Annotated in this window: 25 protein-coding genes; 1 reads left to right on the top strand and 24 read right to left on the bottom strand. The window is 37.0% G+C overall.

Features of this window, described 5'->3' with window-relative positions; translation table 11 throughout:
• Positions 1-41: 41 nt before the first annotated feature.
• The 22 genes from O0931_RS13235 to O0931_RS13130 all read right to left on the bottom strand — a co-directional run bounded on the left by O0931_RS13235 (position 42) and on the right by O0931_RS13130 (position 18,827).
• Positions 42-542, bottom strand: a complete 501-nt coding sequence (locus O0931_RS13235; RefSeq protein WP_269416049.1) for an acyl-CoA carboxylase biotin carboxyl carrier protein subunit — start codon at positions 540-542, stop codon at positions 42-44.
• A gap of 1 nt (position 543) precedes the next feature.
• Positions 544-1,128 (bottom strand): DUF4159 domain-containing protein, encoded by a 585-nt coding sequence (locus O0931_RS13230; protein ID WP_269416048.1) that lies wholly within the window; start codon positions 1,126-1,128, stop codon positions 544-546.
• A 122-nt stretch (positions 1,129-1,250) separates the two neighbouring features.
• A complete protein-coding gene (locus O0931_RS13225; RefSeq protein ID WP_269416047.1) occupies positions 1,251-1,955 on the bottom strand; it encodes a 16S rRNA (uracil(1498)-N(3))-methyltransferase in 705 nt (234 codons plus the stop codon).
• Between the two features lie 8 nt (positions 1,956-1,963).
• Positions 1,964-3,286, bottom strand: a complete 1,323-nt coding sequence (locus tag O0931_RS13220; RefSeq protein WP_269416270.1) for a hemolysin family protein — start codon at positions 3,284-3,286, stop codon at positions 1,964-1,966.
• A gap of 101 nt (positions 3,287-3,387) precedes the next feature.
• The gene (locus O0931_RS13215; RefSeq protein WP_056086886.1) at positions 3,388-3,939 is read right to left on the bottom strand and encodes an inorganic diphosphatase; all 552 of its coding nucleotides are present in this window, start codon (positions 3,937-3,939) and stop codon (positions 3,388-3,390) included.
• A gap of 6 nt (positions 3,940-3,945) precedes the next feature.
• Positions 3,946-4,596 (bottom strand): DedA family protein, encoded by a 651-nt coding sequence (locus O0931_RS13210; RefSeq protein WP_269416046.1) that lies wholly within the window; start codon positions 4,594-4,596, stop codon positions 3,946-3,948.
• A gap of 48 nt (positions 4,597-4,644) precedes the next feature.
• Positions 4,645-6,018: an NADH-quinone oxidoreductase subunit N gene (locus O0931_RS13205; protein WP_269416045.1), complete on the bottom strand. Its 1,374-nt coding sequence runs from the start codon at positions 6,016-6,018 to the stop codon at positions 4,645-4,647.
• A gap of 3 nt (positions 6,019-6,021) precedes the next feature.
• Entirely contained in the window at positions 6,022-7,485 is a 1,464-nt protein-coding gene (locus O0931_RS13200; RefSeq protein ID WP_269416044.1) for a complex I subunit 4 family protein, read from the bottom strand.
• Positions 7,486-7,505: 20 nt separating this feature from the next.
• Positions 7,506-9,404, bottom strand: a complete 1,899-nt coding sequence (gene nuoL / locus O0931_RS13195) for an NADH-quinone oxidoreductase subunit L (RefSeq protein WP_428982689.1) — start codon at positions 9,402-9,404, stop codon at positions 7,506-7,508.
• Positions 9,405-9,417: 13 nt separating this feature from the next.
• Complete coding sequence (nuoK, locus tag O0931_RS13190; protein WP_269416043.1) at positions 9,418-9,747, bottom strand: NADH-quinone oxidoreductase subunit NuoK; 330 nt, start codon at positions 9,745-9,747, stop codon at positions 9,418-9,420.
• Positions 9,747-10,250: an NADH-quinone oxidoreductase subunit J family protein gene (locus O0931_RS13185; protein ID WP_056086867.1), complete on the bottom strand. Its 504-nt coding sequence runs from the start codon at positions 10,248-10,250 to the stop codon at positions 9,747-9,749. Before O0931_RS13185 ends, nuoK begins: the two co-directional genes overlap by 1 nt.
• A 126-nt stretch (positions 10,251-10,376) precedes the next feature.
• Complete coding sequence (locus O0931_RS13180; RefSeq protein WP_010601899.1) at positions 10,377-10,880, bottom strand: NuoI/complex I 23 kDa subunit family protein; 504 nt, start codon at positions 10,878-10,880, stop codon at positions 10,377-10,379.
• Between the two features lie 2 nt (positions 10,881-10,882).
• Positions 10,883-11,920, bottom strand: coding sequence for an NADH-quinone oxidoreductase subunit NuoH (gene nuoH, locus O0931_RS13175; protein WP_269416042.1), 1,038 nt, complete (start codon positions 11,918-11,920; stop codon positions 10,883-10,885).
• Positions 11,920-12,930, bottom strand: coding sequence for an NADH-quinone oxidoreductase subunit G (locus O0931_RS13170; protein WP_269416041.1), 1,011 nt, complete (start codon positions 12,928-12,930; stop codon positions 11,920-11,922). The genes nuoH and O0931_RS13170 overlap by 1 nt, the downstream gene beginning before the upstream one ends.
• 85 nt (positions 12,931-13,015) lie before the next feature.
• The gene (locus O0931_RS13165; protein ID WP_269416040.1) at positions 13,016-13,558 is read right to left on the bottom strand and encodes an ORF6N domain-containing protein; all 543 of its coding nucleotides are present in this window, start codon (positions 13,556-13,558) and stop codon (positions 13,016-13,018) included.
• A gap of 61 nt (positions 13,559-13,619) precedes the next feature.
• A complete protein-coding gene (gene nuoF, locus O0931_RS13160; protein WP_269416039.1) occupies positions 13,620-14,987 on the bottom strand; it encodes an NADH-quinone oxidoreductase subunit NuoF in 1,368 nt (455 codons plus the stop codon).
• Between the two features lie 76 nt (positions 14,988-15,063).
• Positions 15,064-15,576 (bottom strand): NADH-quinone oxidoreductase subunit NuoE family protein, encoded by a 513-nt coding sequence (locus O0931_RS13155; RefSeq protein WP_269416038.1) that lies wholly within the window; start codon positions 15,574-15,576, stop codon positions 15,064-15,066.
• The gene (locus O0931_RS13150) at positions 15,569-16,783 is read right to left on the bottom strand and encodes an NADH-quinone oxidoreductase subunit D (RefSeq protein WP_269416037.1); all 1,215 of its coding nucleotides are present in this window, start codon (positions 16,781-16,783) and stop codon (positions 15,569-15,571) included. The genes O0931_RS13155 and O0931_RS13150 overlap by 8 nt, the downstream gene beginning before the upstream one ends.
• A gap of 5 nt (positions 16,784-16,788) precedes the next feature.
• A complete protein-coding gene (locus tag O0931_RS13145; protein WP_269416036.1) occupies positions 16,789-17,289 on the bottom strand; it encodes an NADH-quinone oxidoreductase subunit C in 501 nt (166 codons plus the stop codon).
• Positions 17,289-17,831 (bottom strand): NADH-quinone oxidoreductase subunit B, encoded by a 543-nt coding sequence (locus O0931_RS13140; protein ID WP_039472971.1) that lies wholly within the window; start codon positions 17,829-17,831, stop codon positions 17,289-17,291. Before O0931_RS13140 ends, O0931_RS13145 begins: the two co-directional genes overlap by 1 nt.
• Positions 17,832-18,014: 183 nt before the next feature.
• Positions 18,015-18,386: an NADH-quinone oxidoreductase subunit A gene (locus O0931_RS13135; protein ID WP_269416035.1), complete on the bottom strand. Its 372-nt coding sequence runs from the start codon at positions 18,384-18,386 to the stop codon at positions 18,015-18,017.
• Between the two features lie 228 nt (positions 18,387-18,614).
• A complete protein-coding gene (locus O0931_RS13130; protein WP_269416034.1) occupies positions 18,615-18,827 on the bottom strand; it encodes a hypothetical protein in 213 nt (70 codons plus the stop codon).
• A gap of 144 nt (positions 18,828-18,971) precedes the next feature.
• Between O0931_RS13130 and O0931_RS13125 the strand changes: the two genes are divergently transcribed.
• Positions 18,972-19,343 (top strand): helix-turn-helix domain-containing protein, encoded by a 372-nt coding sequence (locus O0931_RS13125; protein ID WP_269416033.1) that lies wholly within the window; start codon positions 18,972-18,974, stop codon positions 19,341-19,343.
• 71 nt (positions 19,344-19,414) lie between these two features.
• On the opposite strand, the gene O0931_RS13120 is transcribed toward O0931_RS13125, so the two are convergent.
• Positions 19,415-21,127: a tetratricopeptide repeat protein gene (locus O0931_RS13120; RefSeq protein WP_269416032.1), complete on the bottom strand. Its 1,713-nt coding sequence runs from the start codon at positions 21,125-21,127 to the stop codon at positions 19,415-19,417.
• A 113-nt stretch (positions 21,128-21,240) separates the two neighbouring features.
• The gene (locus tag O0931_RS13115) at positions 21,241-22,140 is read right to left on the bottom strand and encodes a PstS family phosphate ABC transporter substrate-binding protein (protein WP_269416031.1); all 900 of its coding nucleotides are present in this window, start codon (positions 22,138-22,140) and stop codon (positions 21,241-21,243) included.
• Between the last annotated feature and the right edge of the window lie 188 nt (positions 22,141-22,328).

Genomic DNA, 22,328 nt, shown 5'->3' with positions numbered 1-22,328 from the left:
CCGACAAAATCGGGACTTTTTTTTGCTAAAAACTTAAACAGCTATTTAAATTGAATAAGGACCTGATTCTTTTCAACCTTATCGTTTTGTTTTACTAATATTTTCTTTATGATGCCATCTGATGGGGATTTTAAGATGTTCTCCATTTTCATTGCTTCCAGTATCAACAAATTATCCCCTTTTTTAATCTCCTCGCCTTCAGTTACCTTAACATTCAAAACCAGCCCGGGCATAGGTGCTTTTATTTCTGCTACTTTATTTAAAGCTAATTTATCAAGCCCCAATTGCTTTAATAATTGATCAAACTGATCTTCTACATCGACTTTATAAGTGTTTCCATTAACCTTTATAATGCAGAATTTCTCTGCCTTATTCAGTTCTACAACTTCTGTGTTAAATGATTTGTTGTTATAAATTATATTGGAAAGATTATTTCCTAAATCACTTACATCAATATGTAGAGGCTCGCTGTTTAATAAAACTTCTGCGCCCTTTGTATCCACATTATAATGGAATTTATCATTAACTTTTACTTTGTACATATTATTGTGTTAAAGCGTACTGAACTAAATTAGCGCCCATTTTAAGCGCTTTTGAACGTGTTTCCTGCGTATCTTCGGGATAAGTGCCGAAATCCTCCCAGCCGTTTCCCAAATCGCATTCAAATGTGTAATAACAAACGACTCTGCCTTTATATATTAAAGCGAATCCCTGAGGTCGTTTATTATCGTGCTCATGAATTTTAGGCAAACCGTTCGGAAATTTAAATTTTTGATTATACAAGACATGATTGGCAGGTAACTCCACAAATTCCAGTTCAGGAAATACTTTTTTCATCTGCGGCCTGATAAATTTATCCAAACCATAGTTATCATCAATATGCACAAAACCCCCTCCGGTTAAATATTGCCTCAAATTTTTAACTTCCTGGTCGCTGAAAATAACATTTCCATGCCCCGTCATGTAAACAAAAGGATAACTAAACAATTCTTTCGAACCAACTTCAACAATACTTTCTTCAGGATAAAAATTTGTTTTAAGATTTGTATTGCAAAAAGCAATTAAATTCGGAAGTGCTGTCCTATCGGCATACCAATCGCCTCCGCCATTATATTTTAGCTTGGCCATTCGGTAAGAGGGAACAGCGCTGAAAGCATAAAGAATAAAGACTAAGGCCAAAAGGCCAAAGCTAGACAGTAATAACCTTACTTTAGAAAACTGAAAATTGATGCTTGGAAACTTCAAATTGATTATCGGTTAAGGTAATTTACTTCAAAACAAACAGCCAGTGCAGCGGTTTCTGTGCGCAACCTGTTTTCTCCTAAAGTTAAAGCTTTGAAGTCTTTATTCAAAGCTAAATCAACTTCTTCCGGCGTAAAATCGCCTTCAGGACCAATAAGGATTAAATATTTTTGATGTGGCGCTACTAAATCTGAGATATACTTCTTCTCTTCATTATCAATACAATGTGCAATTAGCTTATCTCCTTCAAAAGAAGTTTTCATGAAGGCCTCGTAAGAAATCGCATCATTCAATTTGGGGTGATAGGCTTTAATAGATTGTTTAACCGCAGAAGTAATCACTTTATTTAACCTGTCTTCTTTTACAATCCGACGTTCCGATCTATTCGTAATGATAGGTGTAATTTCATCAATTCCAAGCTCAGTTGCCTTTTCTAAAAACCATTCAATTCTATCTATATTTTTTGTTGGTGCAACGGCAATATGCAGGTAGTGATTTCTTTTATGAAATTCTTTTTCAACCTTTAAAACAGACAGGCTTACTTTTTTAGGGTTATCTGATGTGATTTCAGCGGTATAAAATCCACCTTTACCATCAACAAGATTTACCAGCGAACCGATAGGTAAGCGTAAAACCCTTACGCAATGTTTGCTTTCTTCTTCGTTAAGGGTATATGAATTTTGATTTATATCAGGTGTATAAAAAATATGCATAGTTGAAATTAATGATTATCAACCATATCTCCTTTATTTATAACCAACTCTAATTTAATTGTTTCGATGTTTTGTTCTGTCTTCTTTAAAATAGTAAACAGATAGCCGTAAGATTCATTACTTTCACCAACCTCGGGGATACGTTCAAATACATGAGATACTAAACCACCAATGGTATCAAAATCTTCATCTTCCGGCAAATCGTGAGGCAAATATTCATTCACATCATAAACGGTTGCAAAAGCATTTACAATAAACTCATTATCAGATATTTTTTCAACCAATGGTTTTTCTTCATCATACTCATCCTGAATTTCACCAACCAGTTCCTCAACAATGTCTTCTAAGGTAACCATACCTGCAGTTCCACCAAATTCATCTAAAACAATTGCGATTTGAATGCGATTGCTTTGCAGCTCGCTCATCAAATCATTGATTTTCTTAGTTTCTGTAACGAAATAAGGCTTACGGATAATGTCATTTACCGTCCAGTTTTGATTGCCGGATGCAACCAGCGGTAAAATGTCTTTCGCATGGATAATGCCAACAATTTTATCCATAATCTCATCATAAACCGGTAAACGGGAATAGCCTTCTTTTATAATGGTGTCAACTACCTCTTCTTTTGGAGAAGTTAATTCGATACCGGAGATTTTTGTTCTCGGCACCATGATATTTTTAACCACGCGTTCATTAAAGTCGAAAACGTTTTTAATCAGTTCATGTTCATTATTATCCAAAGCCCCACTTTCTTTTCCCTGGTCTAACAGATATTGAAGTTCTTCAGTACTGTGCAGGGATTCATGGCCGCCCGAAGTATCGATGCCAAAAGGTTTTAAAATAACCGCAGCTAAACTATTTAATGTCCATATAAACGGCCTGAAAACGATGTAAAAAATCTGTAGCGGAATGGCAACAAATAAAGTAGTTGCTACTGGTCTTTGTATTGCAAAAGATTTCGGAGCCAATTCGCCAAAAACGATATGCATTATTGTAATTACTGAAAAAGCAACGACCGTTGATGCTGAATGGATAAATGTATCGCTGAAACCCCAGTGTAAACTGTCAAAAAGATTTTTAAAGATGGTATGCATAACGCCTTCCCCTACCCAACCCAAACCAAGTGAGGCAAGCGTTATACCCAATTGAGTGGCGGCCAGGTATCCATCAAGGTTGTGGATGATTCCCTTAGCCATTTTACCGACACGGCTTCCTGATTTTGCTTTAATTTCTATTTGAGATGCACGAACTTTTACAATTGCAAATTCTGCAGCAACAAAAAATCCGTTTAAAAGCACCAAAAATAATGCGAAGAACAACCTCCATCCCACAGAACCCGTATCAGGATCTTGCAGGGCAACCAATACTACGTTTGCCGGTAGAATTGCACTTAGCTCTAAATTGAAAAACAAACAGACCGTGGGTAAATCCATTAAGCTAATTCTCTAAATGTTGTATTGTAAAGTTCTATACTTTCTCTGATAACTTTATGTGCATAACGAACACCTAATAAATGTTCGATAGTTACGTTTTTCTCTTCTAATGCTTTATAATCCTGAAAGAAGCGAACAATTTCTTTCATCTGGTGAGGTGGTAACTCATCTAAATCATTAATATAGTTAACTGACATGTCATGTGCTGCAACAGCTATAATTTTATCATCTTGTTCACCATTATCAACCATATGCATTACCCCTACAACTTTTGCTTCAATTAATGTCATTGGGTACACATCAACAGAGCAAAGCACTAATATATCTAAAGGGTCTTTATCGTCGCAATACGTTTGCGGGATAAATCCATAATTAGCCGGGTACATTACTGATGAAAAAAGAACCCTGTCTAACTTAATTAAACCAGATTCTTTATCTATTTCATATTTGGCTTTTGAGCCTTTTGGAATTTCTATAATTGCATTTACAATTTCCGGAACGTTTTTACCGGGAGATACGCTATGCCATGCGTGGTGATCGTCTTTTGCCATTTTAATTTAATCTGTCTTTTCCTCTTCAGGGCTTTTTACTTTACTTTTTACAAAGGTAATCAATAAAGGGATAGTTGTTATCACGATAAAGCCAATAATAATATATAATAAATAATGATTTATCTCTTTCTCAAATCTTTTGCCCAAAAAATAACCTAATAATGTGAGGGAGCAAATCCAAAGCACACCGCCTATGATATTATAAAAAGCAAATTTTTTAAAGTCTAGTTTTACGACTCCAGCAAAAATCGGTGCAAAAGTTCTGACTATCGGAACAAATCTGCCCATAATTAATGCAAAGGCACCTTGTTTGTTATAATAATCTTCGGCTGCTTTAAGATACTTTTTTTTAAAAAAGAAACTGTCTTTCCTGGTATATAACACTGGGCCTGTTTTCCGCCCGAACCAATAACCTGTAAAGTTACCCGAAATAGCGGCTATACATAAACCGGCTAAAAGAACTGCAATATTTACATCAAGTTTGCCTGTTGCAACAAACATTCCGGCTAAAAACAATAAATAATCGCCCGGGAGAAAAAAGCCGAAGAATAATCCTGTCTCAGCATAAATCACGAATATAACGAGATAGAAACCGCCCTCCCTCAATAATTTCTCGGGGTCAATTAGCTGATGCAGGTTAGTCCAAAAATCGTGCATATTTCAATTATTCGTAAAACTACAAATAATTATCAAACAAGTGTATACCTATATCAGGTTTAAAATAATTGCCGGATAAATACCCAAAATTAGCGTAATGGCAACCGAAACCAGTAAAACAACTTTGTACTGAGCAGGTGTTGAAAGTTCTGTTTCCGCTCCTTCTCTAAACCAAACCGCTACAATAACCCTGAAATAGTAATAGAAACCAATTAATGCATTTAGGATTGCAAAAGCAACTAAAATGGTGTGGTATTCACCCATTACGTTCAGGAACATTAAATATTTACCGATAAAACCAGCTGTTAGAGGAATACCTGCCAATGATAGCATAGCAATAGTTAGCGATAAGGCAACCAAAGGATTCTTCTTACCTAAGCCATTGAAGCTATCAAAGCTATCGTTCCCTGTTTTTTGTTTTACTAAAATTAAAACTGCAAAAGCGATGATTGATGCAAAAGTATAAGCTGTTGCATAAACCAACACACTATTTTGTGAGTTAGCGCCAACTACAACCAAAGAGAACAATAAATAACCAGCATGAGAAATACTGGAGTAAGCCAGCATACGTTTGAAGTTCTTTTGAAATAAAGCCGTAACGTTACCAATAAATAGAGTTAAACAAACGATAACAATTAAGGGCGCAGCCCAGAAATCGTGAAGTGGCTCAAATGCTCCGGCGAATAACCTTAAAAAAGCAGCAAAACCAGCCGTTTTAACGACGGTACTCATGAACGTTGTAATTAAGGTTGGCGAACCTTCATATACATCCGGTGTCCAGAAATGGAAGGGGGCTGCACCAACTTTAAAGCTTAAGCCAATCATCATCAGGATTACGCCGGGATAAAAGATTGGAGAAATCGCTTTACTGTTATCTACTAAATAAGCCTGGATTTTATCTAAATCGAATGAACCTGTAGCACCATAAATTAAAGTGATACCGAACAATAAGAAACCTGTAGAAAAAGCACCCATCAGGAAATATTTCAATGAGGCTTCGTTAGATGCAAAATCTTTTTTACGAATACCGGCAAGGATATATAAACTTACAGACATGATTTCCAGACCAACAAACAACATGGCCATATTTTTGTACGAAACCATCATAATCATCCCTGCAAGGGCAAAAAGAATTAAGGTATAGTATTCGGCTATGTTATCACTTTTTGCGTGAAAATAGTTTTGTGTTAAAAGGAAAATCAAAAGGGTACCAATAATACATACGCCTGAAAATGCAAGGGCAAAATTATCAGTCTGCATCATTCCGAAGTGAACAGCATTGCCATTCCATGCCGAAAAAGTAAATCCTAACGCAGTAAGTAAGCCAACAACGGTAAGCGGTAATAATGCCTTATTTGCTTTAAACAAACCTGCATAAAGCACAATAAAAGCTGTTATACTAATGGTTATTATAATATTCATTGCTTATTTTACTGATGTTAATTTTTGATTTACCTGTTCTAATAAATGTTGTACAGATGCCTCTGTTAAATGCAACAATGGTTTTGGATACACACCCAAAATGATGATTAATGCACAAATGATATAAAGAACCAATTTTTCAGTTCCCTGAATATCGGTGAAAGTAATCGTTAATTCATTGGTTTTGCCAAGCATTACGTTTTGGTACATGCGCAACATGTAAACGGCTCCGAAAATGATGGTTAAGCCGGCAATAGCTGCAGCCCAGATGCCGTAATTGTAAACGCCCATTAACAACAAGAATTCTCCAATAAAACCATTTGTTCCTGGTAAAGCTACTGTTCCTAAAACAATGATTAAGAAAACAATTGCCAGTTGTGGCGCTGATTTAGCAATACCACCCAATTCTTCAATTTTATTGGTTTTTGTACGAGAAAAGATGATATCTAAAACGAAGAACAAACCAACTACATTAATTCCGTGACTTAACATTTGAACCATTGCGCCTTGTAAACCTTGTTGGTTCAATGCAAAAATACCTGCCGATATTAAACCAACGTGAGCAATAGAGGAATAAGCAACTAAACGTTTAGCGTCTTTCTGCGTAAAAGCTATTAGCGATGCGTAAACAATTCCTATGATAGAAAGCACCATTGCCAAACAAGACCAATCCTGAACACCTGTTGGTACAATTGGCAACAACCACCTGATGACACCGTAAATACCCATTTTCAACATGATACCTGATAACAACATGGTGCCCTGAGTTGGCGCTGCTGTATAAGTATCGGGTTGCCAGGTATGGAAAGGAAAAATCGGCATTTTAATCGCAAAGGCAATAAAGAAAGCCCAGAAAATCCAACCCTGTTGCGCGCTATCTAAGTTTAAGGCATAAAATGCCTGAATATCAAAATTGTGTGCAGGATTTTGTAAATACAGATAGATGATTCCCATCAACATAAATAATGAACCTGCAATCGTATAAACGAAAAACTTCATGTTAATGCGAACCCTGTCTTTTCCGCCCCAGAATGCGCAGATGAAATAGATTGGAATTAATGCGGCTTCCCATCCAATGTAGAATAAGAAAGCATCCATCGCGGTAAATACCAGCAATAAACCAGCTTGCATAAATAGAATTAATGCATAAAAAGCAGATGGATTTTTATAATCGTGTCTGTAGCTTGATAAAATGATAATCGGAATTAACAAATTAGTAAGCAAAACCACAAGCATACTGATACCATCAATACCTGCGTGAAAACGAATGCCCAAATCTGCAATCCATGGTAAGTTTGCTTCAAATTGTGTACTTGCATTTGGAATGAAGTTACACGCGATGAACAAAGCCAGGCCCAAAGAGACAACCGAAATTACGGTCGAAACGATTTTAGCCGACTTACCTGCAAACGCTGTAATTAGAGCACCTGCAAGCGGAAGAAATATAAGTAGTAAAAGTTGTTCCATTATTTATTTTTGAACCCTTTTTAGATGTAATAAAATGTATAAGCAAGCAATGCGATGATACCAATAACCATCATAAAAATATAGAAACCTACATTTCCACTTTGTAATAAACGAACGCCTTTACTGGCCTCGCTTGTACTCCAACCCAATCCGTTTACAATTCCATCAATGAATTTTGTATCGATAATTCTGTAGAAGAATCTTGAAAAAGCATCCAAAGGTTTTGTAATGATGAAATCGTAAATCTCATCTAAATAGAATTTATGGTAAGATAATTTCGCAAGTGCAGAACGTGGTGCCTCATCCGCAACAGGAACACGGGCACTTTTTACATATCTTGTGTAAGCATAAAACAAAGCGATAATAGCAGCAACAACTGAAACGGCCATCAAGATAAATTCAGTTGAATGACTTAACTCTAATTCGTGTTGTGCAACTACAGGTGATAACCAATGTGCCAGCCACTCGTTGCCACCGAAAACATGAGGAATGTTAATTGCGCCGCCTATCGCAGCCAAAATCGCCAAAATAATTAATGGAATCGTCATCGCTTTTGGCGATTCGTGTACATGACTTTCTTCATGATGCGTACCCCTGTATTTACCGGAGAAAGTCAGGAACATCATCCTGAACATATAGAAAGAAGTTAAGAATGCAGTTAACACACCAACTCCCCAAAGAATAGGACTGTATTGATAGGCATTTGCCAAGATTTCATCTTTTGAGAAGAAGCCTGAAAACGGCGGTAAGCCTGCAATTGCGATTGTACCAATCATCATGGTTAAGAAAGTAACCGGAAGTTTTTTTCTTAATCCACCCATATGGCGCATATCCTGTTCGTGGTGCATGGCGTGAATAACCGAGCCGGCGCCCAGGAATAATAATGCTTTAAAGAATGCGTGCGTTAAAACATGAAAGAAAGAACCTGTATAAGCGCCCACACCCAAGCCTAAAAACATGTAGCCCAGTTGAGATACGGTTGAATACGCCAATACTTTTTTAATATCAGTCTGAGTTAAAGCGATGATAGCTGCCACTAAAGCAGTTGTAATACCTACAATTGCAATGATGTGTTGCGTAAGCGGCGCTAAATCGAACAGCACACTTGAACGGGCAATCATATAGATACCTGCTGTTACCATCGTTGCTGCGTGAATTAACGCAGAAACCGGTGTTGGTCCGGCCATTGCATCCGGCAACCAGGTAAATAATGGCAATTGTGCCGATTTACCGCAGGCACCGATAAATAATAAAATGGTAATTAAAACCAAAGTATTATTTCCCGGCAACATATTCGCTGCCTGAGGGAAAATTTTCGAGAATTCAACACTTCCGAAGAAATTGAATAGTAAGAATACACCTAGCAGGAAACCTAAATCGCCAATACGGTTCATTACGAAAGCTTTTTTTGCTGCTGATGCATAAGCGGTATTGGTGTACCAGAAACCGATTAAAAGGTATGAGCATAAACCTACGCCCTCCCATCCGATAAACATCACGATGTAGTTTGAACCCAGTACTAATAATAGCATGAAGAACACAAACAGGTTCAGGTAGGAGAAGAACTTACCGAATCCCTCATCATCATGCATGTAGCCCGTGGAATATAAATGGATTAAGAAACCAATTCCCGTGATAATCAAGAGCATGATTGAACTCAAAGGGTCAACCAGGAATGAAAGTGGAATATGCAAAGTTCCTGCGCTAATCCAATCGAATAAAAATACTTCATGAGATTTTTGTGTATCGCCTTGCAAGCTAAAGAAAATAACTACGCTGATGATGAAAGAGGCTAAGATTACACCACTTCCGATGATACCAACAAGTCCTTTAGATAAAGATTTTCTGCCCAGTCCATTAATTACAAACCCTAAAAAAGGAAGTAACGGAACCAACCAAATCAATTGTTCTATTGTCATTCTTAATATATATTTACCACTTAAGGCGATTTAAAACATTAATATCTATCGATTTCGTATTTCTGTAAACCATTACAATAATCGCTAAACCAACTGCAACCTCTGCAGCAGCAAGCGCCATAATAAAGAATACGAAAACCTGTCCTGATGGGTCGTTACTATGAACTGAAAAAGCTGTTAAAAGCAGGTTTACTGCATTCAACATCAACTCAACCGACATAAAAATTACGATTGCATTTCTGCGGGTTAGCACACCAATTACACCGATTGTGAAAATAATCGCACATAAATAGATGTAGTGATTTAGCGGAACGCCTGCCATTTGTATAGTTAAATTTTCCATTATGCCTCTACCTCATCTCTTTTAGATAATAAAACGGCTCCAACCATTGCTGCCAATAGTAATAGAGATGATAATTCGAATGGTAATAAGAATGGCCCGAAAAGCTCTTTACCTAAGTTTTCGACCAAACCCAGTCCCGGGTTTTTCAAAATTAAAGGACTTGTAATCGTAGCCGCCTTAAATGAACCTACTAAGGTTACAATTAAACAACAACCTGCAATTACGCCTACAATTTTAATCAACGGCGATTTTACCGGCTCGGTTTCCTTGTTCAGGTTGAGGAGCATCAGTACGAATAAAAATAATACCATGATGGCACCCATATAAACAATGAAGTTTACCACCGCCAGAAATTGAGCATTCAACAATACATAATGTACCGTAAATGTGAAAAAGGTAAGGATTAAGTACAGAACGCTATGAATAGGATTTTTTGCAAAAATCACCATCAGCGAAAAGATGATACTTAATGTAGCTACGAAATAGAATACTTGTGTACTCATTAATTTGTTATTTGTTTATGTCCATGGTTTGTGTCACCACAAACCATTATTTGTATTTCTTTTCGTCACAAGACGAACCGAGGCTTTATGTCTATTGCCATGGTTCGTGTCTTCACGAACCATAATTTATTTTTTCATTTCCAACGGAGCCTCAACTAATTTATCTTTCCCGTAAATAAAATCTTTACGTAGATAATCCGCTGGTACAATTGGTCCGTCTAAATAAATTGCCTCCTTCGGACAAGCCTCCTCACATAATCCGCAGAAAATACAACGCAACATATTAATTTCATAAGTTGCCGCATATTTTTCCTCACGGTATAAATGTTTTTCTTCCGGCTTACGTTCAGCGGCAATCATAGTAATCGCTTCAGCCGGGCAAGATAAGGCACATAAACCACAAGCTGTACAACGTTCCTTTCCGTTCTCATCACGTTTAAGGGAGTGCATCCCTCTAAAGTTTGCCGAGAATTCGCGTTCTACCTCCGGATATCTTACTGTCGCCTCTTTTTTGAATAAGTGGCTGATGGTGATGCCCATGCCTTTTGCAATTGCAGGCAGGTACATACGTTCCATAAAGCTCAAAGGCTTTTGTTCCAGTACTTTTTTCTTATTACTTAATGATTCCATAATTAAAACTTCTCAATAATCGCAATCACAACACCGGTTATTATAATGTTGGCAATGGCCAGAGGTATTAAACCTTTCCAACCTAAATTCATCAATTGGTCATAACGGAAACGAGGGATTGTCCAGCGTACCCACATAAAGAAAAAGATGAAGAAAAATATTTTAGCAAATAAAATCGCTGTTCCAAATAAAGGTGCCCAGGTTGGCCCTAGCAATGTAGCCATATAATCCATACCCGGATAGTTGTAGCCCCCGAAATATAAAGTTGCCATTACTGCCGATGAAACAAACATGTTGATGTATTCAGCGAAAAGGTAAAAACCTAATTTCATTGATGAATACTCTGTATGGTAACCACCGATTAATTCCGTTTCGCATTCAGGTAAGTCGAATGGCGCACGGTTGGTTTCAGCAAAAGAACATACCATAAAGATTAAAAATCCTAACGGCTGGTATAAAACATTCCAATGCCAGCCATGCTGTTGTTCAACAATTGTTTTTAAGCTTAAAGTATTCGTCATTAAAAGCAAAGCGATGATGGATAATCCCATTGCGATTTCATAACTGATATTTTGCGACGCTGCACGAATTGCACTCAATAAAGAGTATTTGTTATTCGACGCCCAACCGCCAATCATTACCCCATAAACACCAAGTGAAACGACACCAAAGATATATAAAACGCCTACATTGATATCAGAAACCTGTAAAGGAATAACTTTATCACCGATAACCATCGGACTGCCCCATGGAATAACGGCCGTACCAATACAGGCACAAAGTAATGCTAAACCCGGGCCAACGATAAATAACCATTTATTTGATGTGGTAGGAATGATTTCCTCTTTCATAAACATCTTTACACCGTCGGCAAGTGGTTGTAAAATACCAAAAGGACCAGCTCTATCCGGACCTAAACGGTCTTGAAGATAAGCTGCAACCTTGCGCTCCGCATAAGTAGAATACATGGCAATTACCAAACTGATACCGAAAATTACGGCTACCAGAATAAATTTTTCTATGATAAAACCTGTATCCATTAGTATTTTACTGTTTTATGTAATTCAATTTCATTTGCAGCTTGTAACGCCTGATTCGGCTGAATAACGTGCAAAGGTTTTAATGTTTCATAATGATTTGATGCGATTACCGAAGTATCATCAATATGTGTCGGATGTTCAATAACCCAGTCAGAAGTTGCCTTCTTATCAAAACGGCAGGTGTTACAGATAAACGCCTCTACTTCTCCGAACTGATCTTTACGAGCCGTAACACGTAGAACATCTTCTCCTTTATACCAGAGCGTTACCTTACCATTGCATTTTTCATGATCGCAGTTGCGGTGCGCGTCAACTGGTTTGGTAAACCAAACACGGTTTTTGAAGCGGAAGGTTTTATCGGTTAAGGCACCAACAGGGCAAACATCAATCACGTTTCCGGAGAAATCGTTATCAACTGCTTGCTGGATATAAGTCGAAATCTCTGAGTGGTCGCCACGATTTAGGATACCATGAACACGTTTGTTTGTAATCTGGTCAGCCGTGAAAACACAACGATAACACAGAATACAACGATTCATATGTAATTGAATTTTATCGCCAATATCAATACGTTCGAAAGTACGGCGCTCAAACTCATAACGCGTTTTTTGCAAGCCGTGTTCGTAACCTAAGTTTTGTAAATCACATTCACCTGCCTGGTCGCAAACCGGGCAATCCAATGGGTGGTTAATCAATAAAATCTCCACCACACCTGCGCGTGCTTCTAAAACCTCTGGCGAAGTAATATTAAGCACCTCCATACCGTCCATCACTGTTGTACGGCAAGATGCAACCAATTTTGGCATCGGGCGTGGATCTTTTTCCGAACCTTTTGTTACCTTAACAATACAGGTACGGCATTTACCACCACTGCCTTCTAACTTAGAATAATAGCACATTGCCGGCGGAACGATATCACCTCCAATTTGCCTTGCGGCATTTAGGATAGTGGTTCCGTTATCAACCTCTACTGTTATTCCATCTATCGTAACCTTAACTTTTTCACTCATGGTTAATGATAATCTTTATTTTTTATGCTTTATGCCGTCATTCGATAGCTATCGGATACGAAGCACGAAGCAATCTTTTTTTATTTTATTTTTTCTCTTCCGAGATTTTATAACCAATTTCTTTCCTTGGTTGTGCTTTCTGTTCTAGTAGTTCATCAAAATATCTGAATATCACTTCGATGTTTTTATCCTGATTATCTACTTTCTTTTTAATCTTTTCTACTTCTATTCTTATCTCGGCATTACTTAAAACCATCGTCCTAAGCTGTACAAATACATCTATAATTTTTATACTTACTTCTACCGCCTGTTTACTTTTTAAAACATTTGATAGTTGCAAAATACCATGTTCACTAAATGCGAAAGGTAGATATTTTGAGTATTTTCCCTGTTCTAAGATCACAAATTGTGATCTTAGAACCTCGTTTTCTTCTTTAGTTAACTCAAACATAAAGTTTTCTGGAAAACGCTCTATATTTCGTCTAACTTGCTGTTTTAAATGTCTATTCTCAACGCCAAAGAGTTCTGCCAAATCAGAATCCAACATCACCTTCACTCCTCTAAAAAGATATATTTTATTAACTATTACTTCGTTGGGGATGATAGCTGGTGATATTTCTTCTTTCATTTACATATATTTCTTTATTTAGTTGAATTTTAATCTTTATTGTATCCTATAATAAATCACGTTATTTCTCTTCCGTTACAGGAGCTTTTTCTATAGGAGTAGCATAATTTGCTAAACCATAATTTTGACTCTGGCTCTTAATTGGCTCTTTAATGTGCCATTCAAATTCATCTCTAAAGTGGCGTATCGCACTAGCTACCGGCCAGGCTGCTGCGTCACCTAAAGGACAAATGGTATTTCCTTCAATTTTACGTTGAACGTCCCATAATAAATCAACATCTTCTATTGTTCCATGTCCATGCTCAATTTTGTGAAGAATTTTTTCCATCCATCCGGTACCTTCACGACAAGGTGAGCATTGTCCGCAACTTTCGTGATGGTAAAAACGAGCGAAATTCCAGGTATTACGAACGATACACTGATCTTCATCAAAAGCGATAAAACCACCCGAACCCATCATCGTTCCTGTAGCAAATCCACCTTCGGATAAAGATTCGTAACTCATTAAACGAGGTTCGCCATTTGCATATTTTAAAGTTAAGTTGGCCGGTAAAATTGGAACCGAGGAACCGCCTGCAACCGTTGCTTTTAATTTTTTACCATTAGCAATACCGCCACAATATTCATCAGAATAGATAAATTCTTCTACCGGCAAACCTAATTCGATTTCATATACACCTGGTTTAACTAAGTTACCGGATGCTGATATTAATTTTGTACCTGTACTTCTACCGATACCAATTTTTGCATATTCTTCACCACCATCATTGATAATCGGCACAACTGCAGCAATAGACTCAACGTTATTTACTACTGTTGGACATCCATATAGGCCTGCAATTGCAGGAAATGGAGGTTTAATTCTTGGATTACCTCTTTTGCCTTCAAGCGATTCCAACAAAGCAGTTTCCTCTCCGCAAATATAAGCGCCGCCGCCCGGCTGAACATATAATTCTAAATCGTAACCTGTTCCTAAAATATTTTTTCCTAACCATCCGGCCGCTTTAGCTTCAGCAATTGCTTTTTCCAGAATACGGATTTGAGGCATCATTTCTCCACGAACATAGATGTATGAAACCTTTGCGCCCAAGGCAAAACTGGAAACAATCATTCCCTCAATTAAAGCATGAGGAATGTAAGTCATCAGGTAACGATCTTTAAAAGTTCCTGGCTCAGACTCGTCGGCATTGCAAACCAAATAACGGGCAACACCTTCCGGCTTGGCAAGAAAGCTCCATTTCATCCCCGTTGGGAAACCCGCACCACCACGCCCGCGTAAGCCAGACTTCTTAACTTCTTCAACAACCTCTTCAGGTGTTAAAGTTTTAAGGGCTTTTTCCACGGCACGGTACCCGCCTTTTTGGCGATAGACTTCAAGTGTGTTGATGCCTGGTACGTTTATATGCTCAAGTAATAATTTGCGACTCATTTTATATACCCCTAAATCCCCTGAAGGGAAATTTTCCCCTCTTTTATTAAACTCCCCCTTCAGGAAGCCGGGGGGTTTATTTATTTTTTAAATCTTCAATCAATTTATCTACACTTTCGGTGGTTAGGTTCTCATAGAAAGTATACTCCGGGCTAATTTGCAATACCGGACCAAATCCGCAGGCGGCCAAACATTCAACTCCTCTGAAGCTGAACAAACCGTCGGCAGTAACTTCACCTTCTTTAATACCCAACTTATTTTCTAAGTGATCTAATATTTTTTCTGCGCCAACCAGGCAACAAGGACCGGTACGGCAAACCTCAAGAGCAAATTTACCTTGGGGTTTTAAAAAGTACATGGTGTAAAATGTTGCTACCTCATAAACTTCAATTGGTTGAATGTTTAAATATTCAGCAATCTTATCCATTGCAGATGTTGGCACCCAAAGAAATTCCGCTTGCACCAGGTGTAACAATGGCAACAATGCTGACTTTTGTTTTCCTTCAGGATAACGACTTTTAACATCGTCAAATTTGGCAAGCAATTCTGACGAAAATTGTACAGGTGTTTGTTCTTCTACTTTAAGCATCTAATTCTCCTGCAATAATATTCATACTACTCATGTTGATAATGGCATCTGACAATAACATGCCCTCGCTCATTGGTGCAAACATTTGGTAATTTACAAAACTTGGTCTGCGGAAGTGTAAACGATATGGTGTACGCCCGCCATCATTAATTAAATAGAATCCCAACTCACCATTTCCACCTTCTACAGCATGATAAACTTCTGCTTTTGGCGCATCAATTTCGCCCATCACAATTTTGAAGTGATAGATTAATGCTTCCATATTATTGTAAACTTCTTGTTTTGGAGGAAGATAAAATTCAGGAACATCAGCATGAAAAATACCTTTCGGTTCTGTTTTTAACTTTACAACCGCTTGTTCGATAATGCGTAAACTTTGCCACATTTCCTCGTTACGAACTAAATACCTGTCGTAAATGTCGCCACTGGTCCCAACCGGAACTTCGAAATCAAAATCCTGATAAGAAGAATATGGGTCGCTTACACGAACATCATAATCTACACCGGTAGCACGTAGAAGCGGCCCTGTCCAGCTGTATTCCAACGCTGTTTCTTTAGTAACCTCCGCAACGCCGGCTGTTCTATCGATGAAAATACGGTTACGTGTTAAAAGGTTTTCAAATTCTTTTAAAGCAACAGGAAACTCTTTCAAAAATTTATTGATTTTCATAAAGGCAATCTCATTGAAATCTCTTTCGAAACCGCCAATACGGCCAATGTTTGTGGTTAAACGGGCACCACAAACCTCTTCGAAAATTTCGTAAATATGCTCACGAAATTGAAAAAGGTAAAGAAAAGTTGTTGTTGCACCGGTATCCTGACCAATAATCGTATTACAGATAATGTGGTCTGCGATACGGGAAAGTTCCATGATAATTACCCGAAGATAATCAACACGTTTTGGCATCTGGATATTCAGTAATTTCTCAACCGTCATGTGCCAGCCCATATTGTTAATCGGCGAAGAACAATAGTTTAAACGGTCGGTAAGCGGTGTGATTTGATAAAAAGGGCGGTGTTCGGCAATCTTTTCGAAAGCGCGGTGTATATACCCAATTGTAGAAACGCCGCTTACAATACGCTCGCCGTCTAGTTGCAAAACGTTTTGAAAAACGCCGTGAGTTGCAGGGTGCGTTGGACCTAAGTTTAAGGTTACCAGCTCACTTTGCGGATCGTTATCTGTAAATACCGGATGGTTATGATTCATATAAATTACCTTCCAAAAAATTCGTCTTTTTTATCAACTCTGTTTGGGTCTTCCAATGGATATTGCTTCAACATCGGGTGGACACCTAAATCATCCATATTTAAAATACGGCGTAAATCCGGGTGGCCTTCAAATTTAACCCCGAACAAATCGTAAGTTTCGCGTTCCATCCAGTTTGCACCTTTCCAAACCGTTGTTGCCGTAGGGATAGTTGGATTTTGTTCAGAAATAAAAACCTTTATTCTAATTCTAATCTTTTCAACCATATTATGCAGATGGTAAACAACGGCAATACCGTGTTCTTTACCAGGATAATGAACCGCAGTAATATCCGTAAGGAAATTAAATTTTAATTCCTCTTTAAGATGTGACAGCACATTGATGATAACATCTTTATAAGTTACAAAAGTTAATAAACCATAAGGCTCAGAAACGGCAGTAACTTTTTCACCAAACTTCTCAGTCAGTTTGACGTGAATGCTGTTATTTAGTGTCGTTTCTTCCATTATTTAATGCCGTATTGACCTAAAAGTTCTTTATAATAATCAGAATTTCTTCTCCTTCCGGATTCGTTTTTTACCAAATCCTGAATACGCTGGAAACCATCCAAGATAGCTTCTGGTCTTGGCGGGCAGCCCGGAACGTAAACATCCACAGGAATAACCTCATCAATACCTTGTAAAACAGAATAAGTATCAAAAATACCGCCACTACTTGCGCAAGCACCAACAGCCATCACCCAACGTGGCTCAGCCATTTGGATATAAACCTGCTTTAATACCGGAGCCATCTTTTTAGCAATGGTACCCATAACCATTAAAACATCAGCCTGACGGGGAGAAAAACTAAGGCGCTCCGCACCAAAACGACCTAAATCGTAGTGAGAACCCATAGTTGCCATAAACTCTATTCCACAACAGGAAGTGGCAAACGGTAGAGGCCATAATGAATTTGAACGAGCCAAACCAATCACTTTATCTAAAGAAGTGGCAAAATAGCCAGGTCCTTCGGTTCCTGGAGGCGCATCAACTATATTAATTTCACTCATGTTTATAAACAAAAAATGCTCATCCCTTTGCAGAATGAGCAACAAATTTACAATATTTTAAAGGCAATTAAACCAGTTCGGCTTGATTTAGAACCTTTCTAAATTAGTAGCCAATTTTAGGTTATACTTCATATAGACAGGGCATCCAACCTGCAATTCGTAACCTTAAACACGCAACCAGAATTAATTCCAGTCTAATACTTTTTTCTTGATAACATAGATAAATCCTAATAATAATGTGCCCATGAAGATGAACATTTCTATCATTCCATCCATTTTTAGGGCTCTGAAATTTACTGCCCATGGATACATGAAAATAACCTCTACGTCAAACAGCACGAATAAGATAGCCACTACGAAATATTTGATAGAGAATGGTTGACGGGCATTACCAACAGACTTAACACCTGCCTCAAAAGTTTCAAGTTTATCGCTTGTTTTACGTTTAGGTCCTAAAAAGTGTGTAGCAACCAGGGTAGTAACAACAAAACCCAGGGCAACAACTACTTGAAAAATAATTGGTAAAAAATCTATTGCGGTACTTTGTGCTTGCATAACATCTATTTTCTGATGCAAAAGTAAAAGAAAAAGGCAGAGTAACAAAACCCTGCCTTTTTATTAATTAACTTTATAATTAATGTTTTCTAATGAAACAAGCAATATATAAACTTAACTAGCTAATTAATTTGCAAAAAACTCATGACTTATAACTAAGTTCAGAATATTTGAATAAATTAATTACAGTTACCTGCTTACATATTTTAAAAATATATTCTAATTGAATTAGATGATACGAACGCATTTTTTGGGCATATAAGGATATTCGCATCCCGCAGTTTCAACAGTCCAACACACTTCTCCACCATTACAATCTGTTTCTGCATCTTGACACTGGTCTAGACATGCTGGATTGTCTGATTTCACTACACCACCAAATATTTCTTTTACCTCTTTTCTGGTTAAAATTTTTCCATTACCGAATCCAAATTTTTTCATATTATCTTAGTTAATTATTAAATCTTGTTTGAATTTATGGCAAAATTTATACATAGTAAAATATAATGAACATATAATTAAGCAGTATATGCATAAACTTATGCTTTAATTAGGTAGCATTTTTAATATATTAATTTTTTAATTATGAAATCAAAAAAATTAACTAGGCTCGAAATGAAACAAGTTTTTAGTTATGAAAACCTTCGGAAATTCAGAGATGAAAAATGTTATAGCCAAGAATATATAGCAAAACTACTCAACGTAGAACAAAGTACTTATCAAAGAATTGAATCAGGAAGAATCAAAATCACTATGGATAGGTTGATAAAATTAGCAGCAATTTTTAAAAAACCTATTCAATCATTTTCAGAACAAGAAAATGAATCAATCAATGAGATAGAATTGATGAAAAAAATAATTTCTCAGCAAGAAAAAAGGATCGTGGAATTGGAAGCAAAAGTTAATCGGAAGAATCTAAAAATTGATGAGTTAAAAAAAATCATAAATATCAAATAGTTAGTTAAACTTAATTCATAAAAAAAGGCAGAGTAACCAACTCTGCCTTTCCTAAATTATTCAATTAAAATTTATTTACCTTTTCCTTTTGCCGGGGCTGGAGATTGTAATTCCTTAAGTCTGGCTGCGGCGTAAGTATCTGCTGGATCAAGCGCTAAACTTTTAGTGAAGTAATCTATCGCTTTAGGCTTATCCTTCTCTGCATACCACGAACCCAGATTGTTGTAAGATTCAGATAAATTTGCTTTGTTAGCCGAAATTTCTTCGGGCTTAACTAAACCAATGTATTTCTCGAAATAAGGCACCCAAGCGCCTTTTGGACTAGTTTTATCATCCATAAAGTTTGCAATTCTTCCCCTAATAAAATAACCAAGTGCAAATTCAGGAGAAACTTTATTTAAATGACTCAATGCTGAATCAGCTTCAACCAATAGCGCAGTATTAACAGGTTTTTTTTCTTTTTGAGCAGTGTAAGCCTCATAGAACCTTGTCTGACCTAAATAATAATAATTTGTGAGTGAACCTTTCCCGTTGGGATTATACTTAATTGCCATTTGGTACAAATCACCTGCTTTACCGTATTTTTTTGCTTTCATTAACGCTAAGCCAGCTTCTGCTAAAGCATCAGCGTTATTGGAATCAATTTTAGTCGCTTCTATGATATTGCCAACGGCCAAACTATCCTGACCTGCTTTTAATTGTGCTTTACCTAAATACAAATAATCATTACCTAAAATTTTAGATTTATCTTTTTGCTTTGCAAAGTAATCAGTTAAATAAGTCAACGCCTGAGGATAATTTTTATTCTCATAGGCTGACCAACCTTTCAATCTCGAAACGATAATACCTTTAGGATCATTAGCAGGAACCTGAATAGTAGAAGCAACTTGCTCCAGTGTCTGGAAATCTTTTGCATAGAATAAAAATTGCATGTAACGCAATTGAGATTCTAAAGATTTATCAGTCAGGTCTAAATACTTTTTGTAATATTCTACACCTTTAGCTGCTTTTTCTTTATCGGTACCAAAACTACTCCACTGTAAGTAAAGCTCACCCAGTTCACGGTATGCAGGACCATAATTGGCATCTGCTGCGATTACCTTTTTTAATTCCTCTTCGCCTTCAGCAAATGCACGGGATTCTTTGTACATTTTACCTACCTGCGTTGTTGCTCTTCTATTTGTTGGGTCAATATCAGCGACGCGGAAATAAGGACCAATTGCCTCAGAGTTTTTCTTTTGCAATGCATAAGCATCACCTAAACCAATAAATACTTCTGCATCTTTATCTTTAGCATCTAATTCATCTGCTTTAGTCAGATTTGCAATCGCATTTGCGAAATCCGGTTTAGAAGCAACATCACCTGGTTTGTCTTGCGCCAAATACGCTTTCCCAATTGCTAAATACGTTTTGTAATCTTTTGGAGCCGCTGCAACCGCTTTATCAAAATTTGTTTTTGCAGACGTTGGATTATTTGATAATAAATCTGCCTCTCCCAGTCCGGCATAATTTGATGCATTTTTAGCATCTGCTGCGATACCTTTGTTAAAAACAACTCTGGCCGAATCAATATATCCGGTCTTTAAATAAACCAAGCCAAGGTTATAAAAATTATCACCATTAGACGCTTGGGAGGTTGTTAAGGATTTAAGCATTGAAGATGCCTTTTGATATTGTTCAGCATCAATCGCTTTTTTCGCGTCGGTTAAACTTTGAGCAAAAACTGCAGAACCCATCAACACCAAACCTACATTTAAGGTTATTGCTTTCTTTGAAATTTTCATAGTTCTTTAATATGTTTTTTTAATGGTTATAAAGTTTACATAAGCCATGCAACCTTCATCTGATATTCTATTTTCTAATTTTTGATTGTTTAAAACAATCCTGGTTCAATTTATTATTTTTTTGTTATGTTCAATTCCCGTGGCATTAATTTATGAGGTGCCAATGCAGATTTAAGTACGATTAACTGTCCTCTTTGACTCCTTAACCATACTGCAAACCCCGTGCCTAAACCATCTCTGCCCTCACAGTCGATAATATTAATGTTTCTTAAAAAAGGGTAATCGCCATTTATCAGGTTAATTTGCGTAGGCTGATAATATTTATCAGCGCCCGGTTCACCCTTATAATTTTTTACGCCCAGTATTTTAACCTTATCCTGGTATTTCAGCCATTCAGGGTTTCGGTCTGAAAGCCAATTAACGCCTAAAATACCAATAAATTTTTTATCTTCTGCAATAAGTTTAATTACCTCATTACTAGAATTTTTCGAATAAACGTCTTTTGAAGGAAATTGGCTAAGCTTAGCCAATTGCTTAAAATACTGAAATGTGCTGGAATAAGCGTTATCAAATACCAATTGTTTTCCCGACCCTTTTCCCTGTAATATATCTACTACATCTTTAACGTTAATTGTACTGTCAATATTGCCCTTATTTGTAATTAATGCAAGTCCATCAACTGCAAATCGAGATGTGTTAATTTTTATGCTTCTCTGATTATAAAATTTTTCCTCCGCTTTAGTCAGCATTCTTGGTAAAACAATCACACGGGCGGTATCATTTAAAAATGCCGGTAGCAATTTCAATTCCGGCTTAAAAGTTGTTAAAAAAGTTGCCTGAGGATAATCCAATTTAAATATGTCAATTTCCTGCTGAACAATTGGCCCAACACTTTCATCAACAAGCATTTTTAAAGTTCCGCTGGTGCGGGTTTCTTCAATGCCGCCACTTTTTTCTTTGCGTTTACAAGAAAAAAGTGATAATACAATAAATAATAAAAGAATGTTTCTCATTAATAATTAGTCACGCCTTCCGAGGCTTAGTAATCTTACAAAAGCATAAATAATTAGAAATATCCCGATACCTATTTTATAAGGCCTTCCGATATTTAAAGGTAAATCTGCCCAGAAAATACATGCCAGGCCGATGCCTAAATAAAATACAAACATGATTAGGCCTAAAATGAGCAAAAACCGCTGTT

Source organism: Pedobacter rhodius (assembly GCF_027213645.1).
Lineage (GTDB): Bacteria > Bacteroidota > Bacteroidia > Sphingobacteriales > Sphingobacteriaceae > Pedobacter > Pedobacter rhodius.
This window is presented reverse-complemented; position numbering and strand designations above follow the sequence as displayed.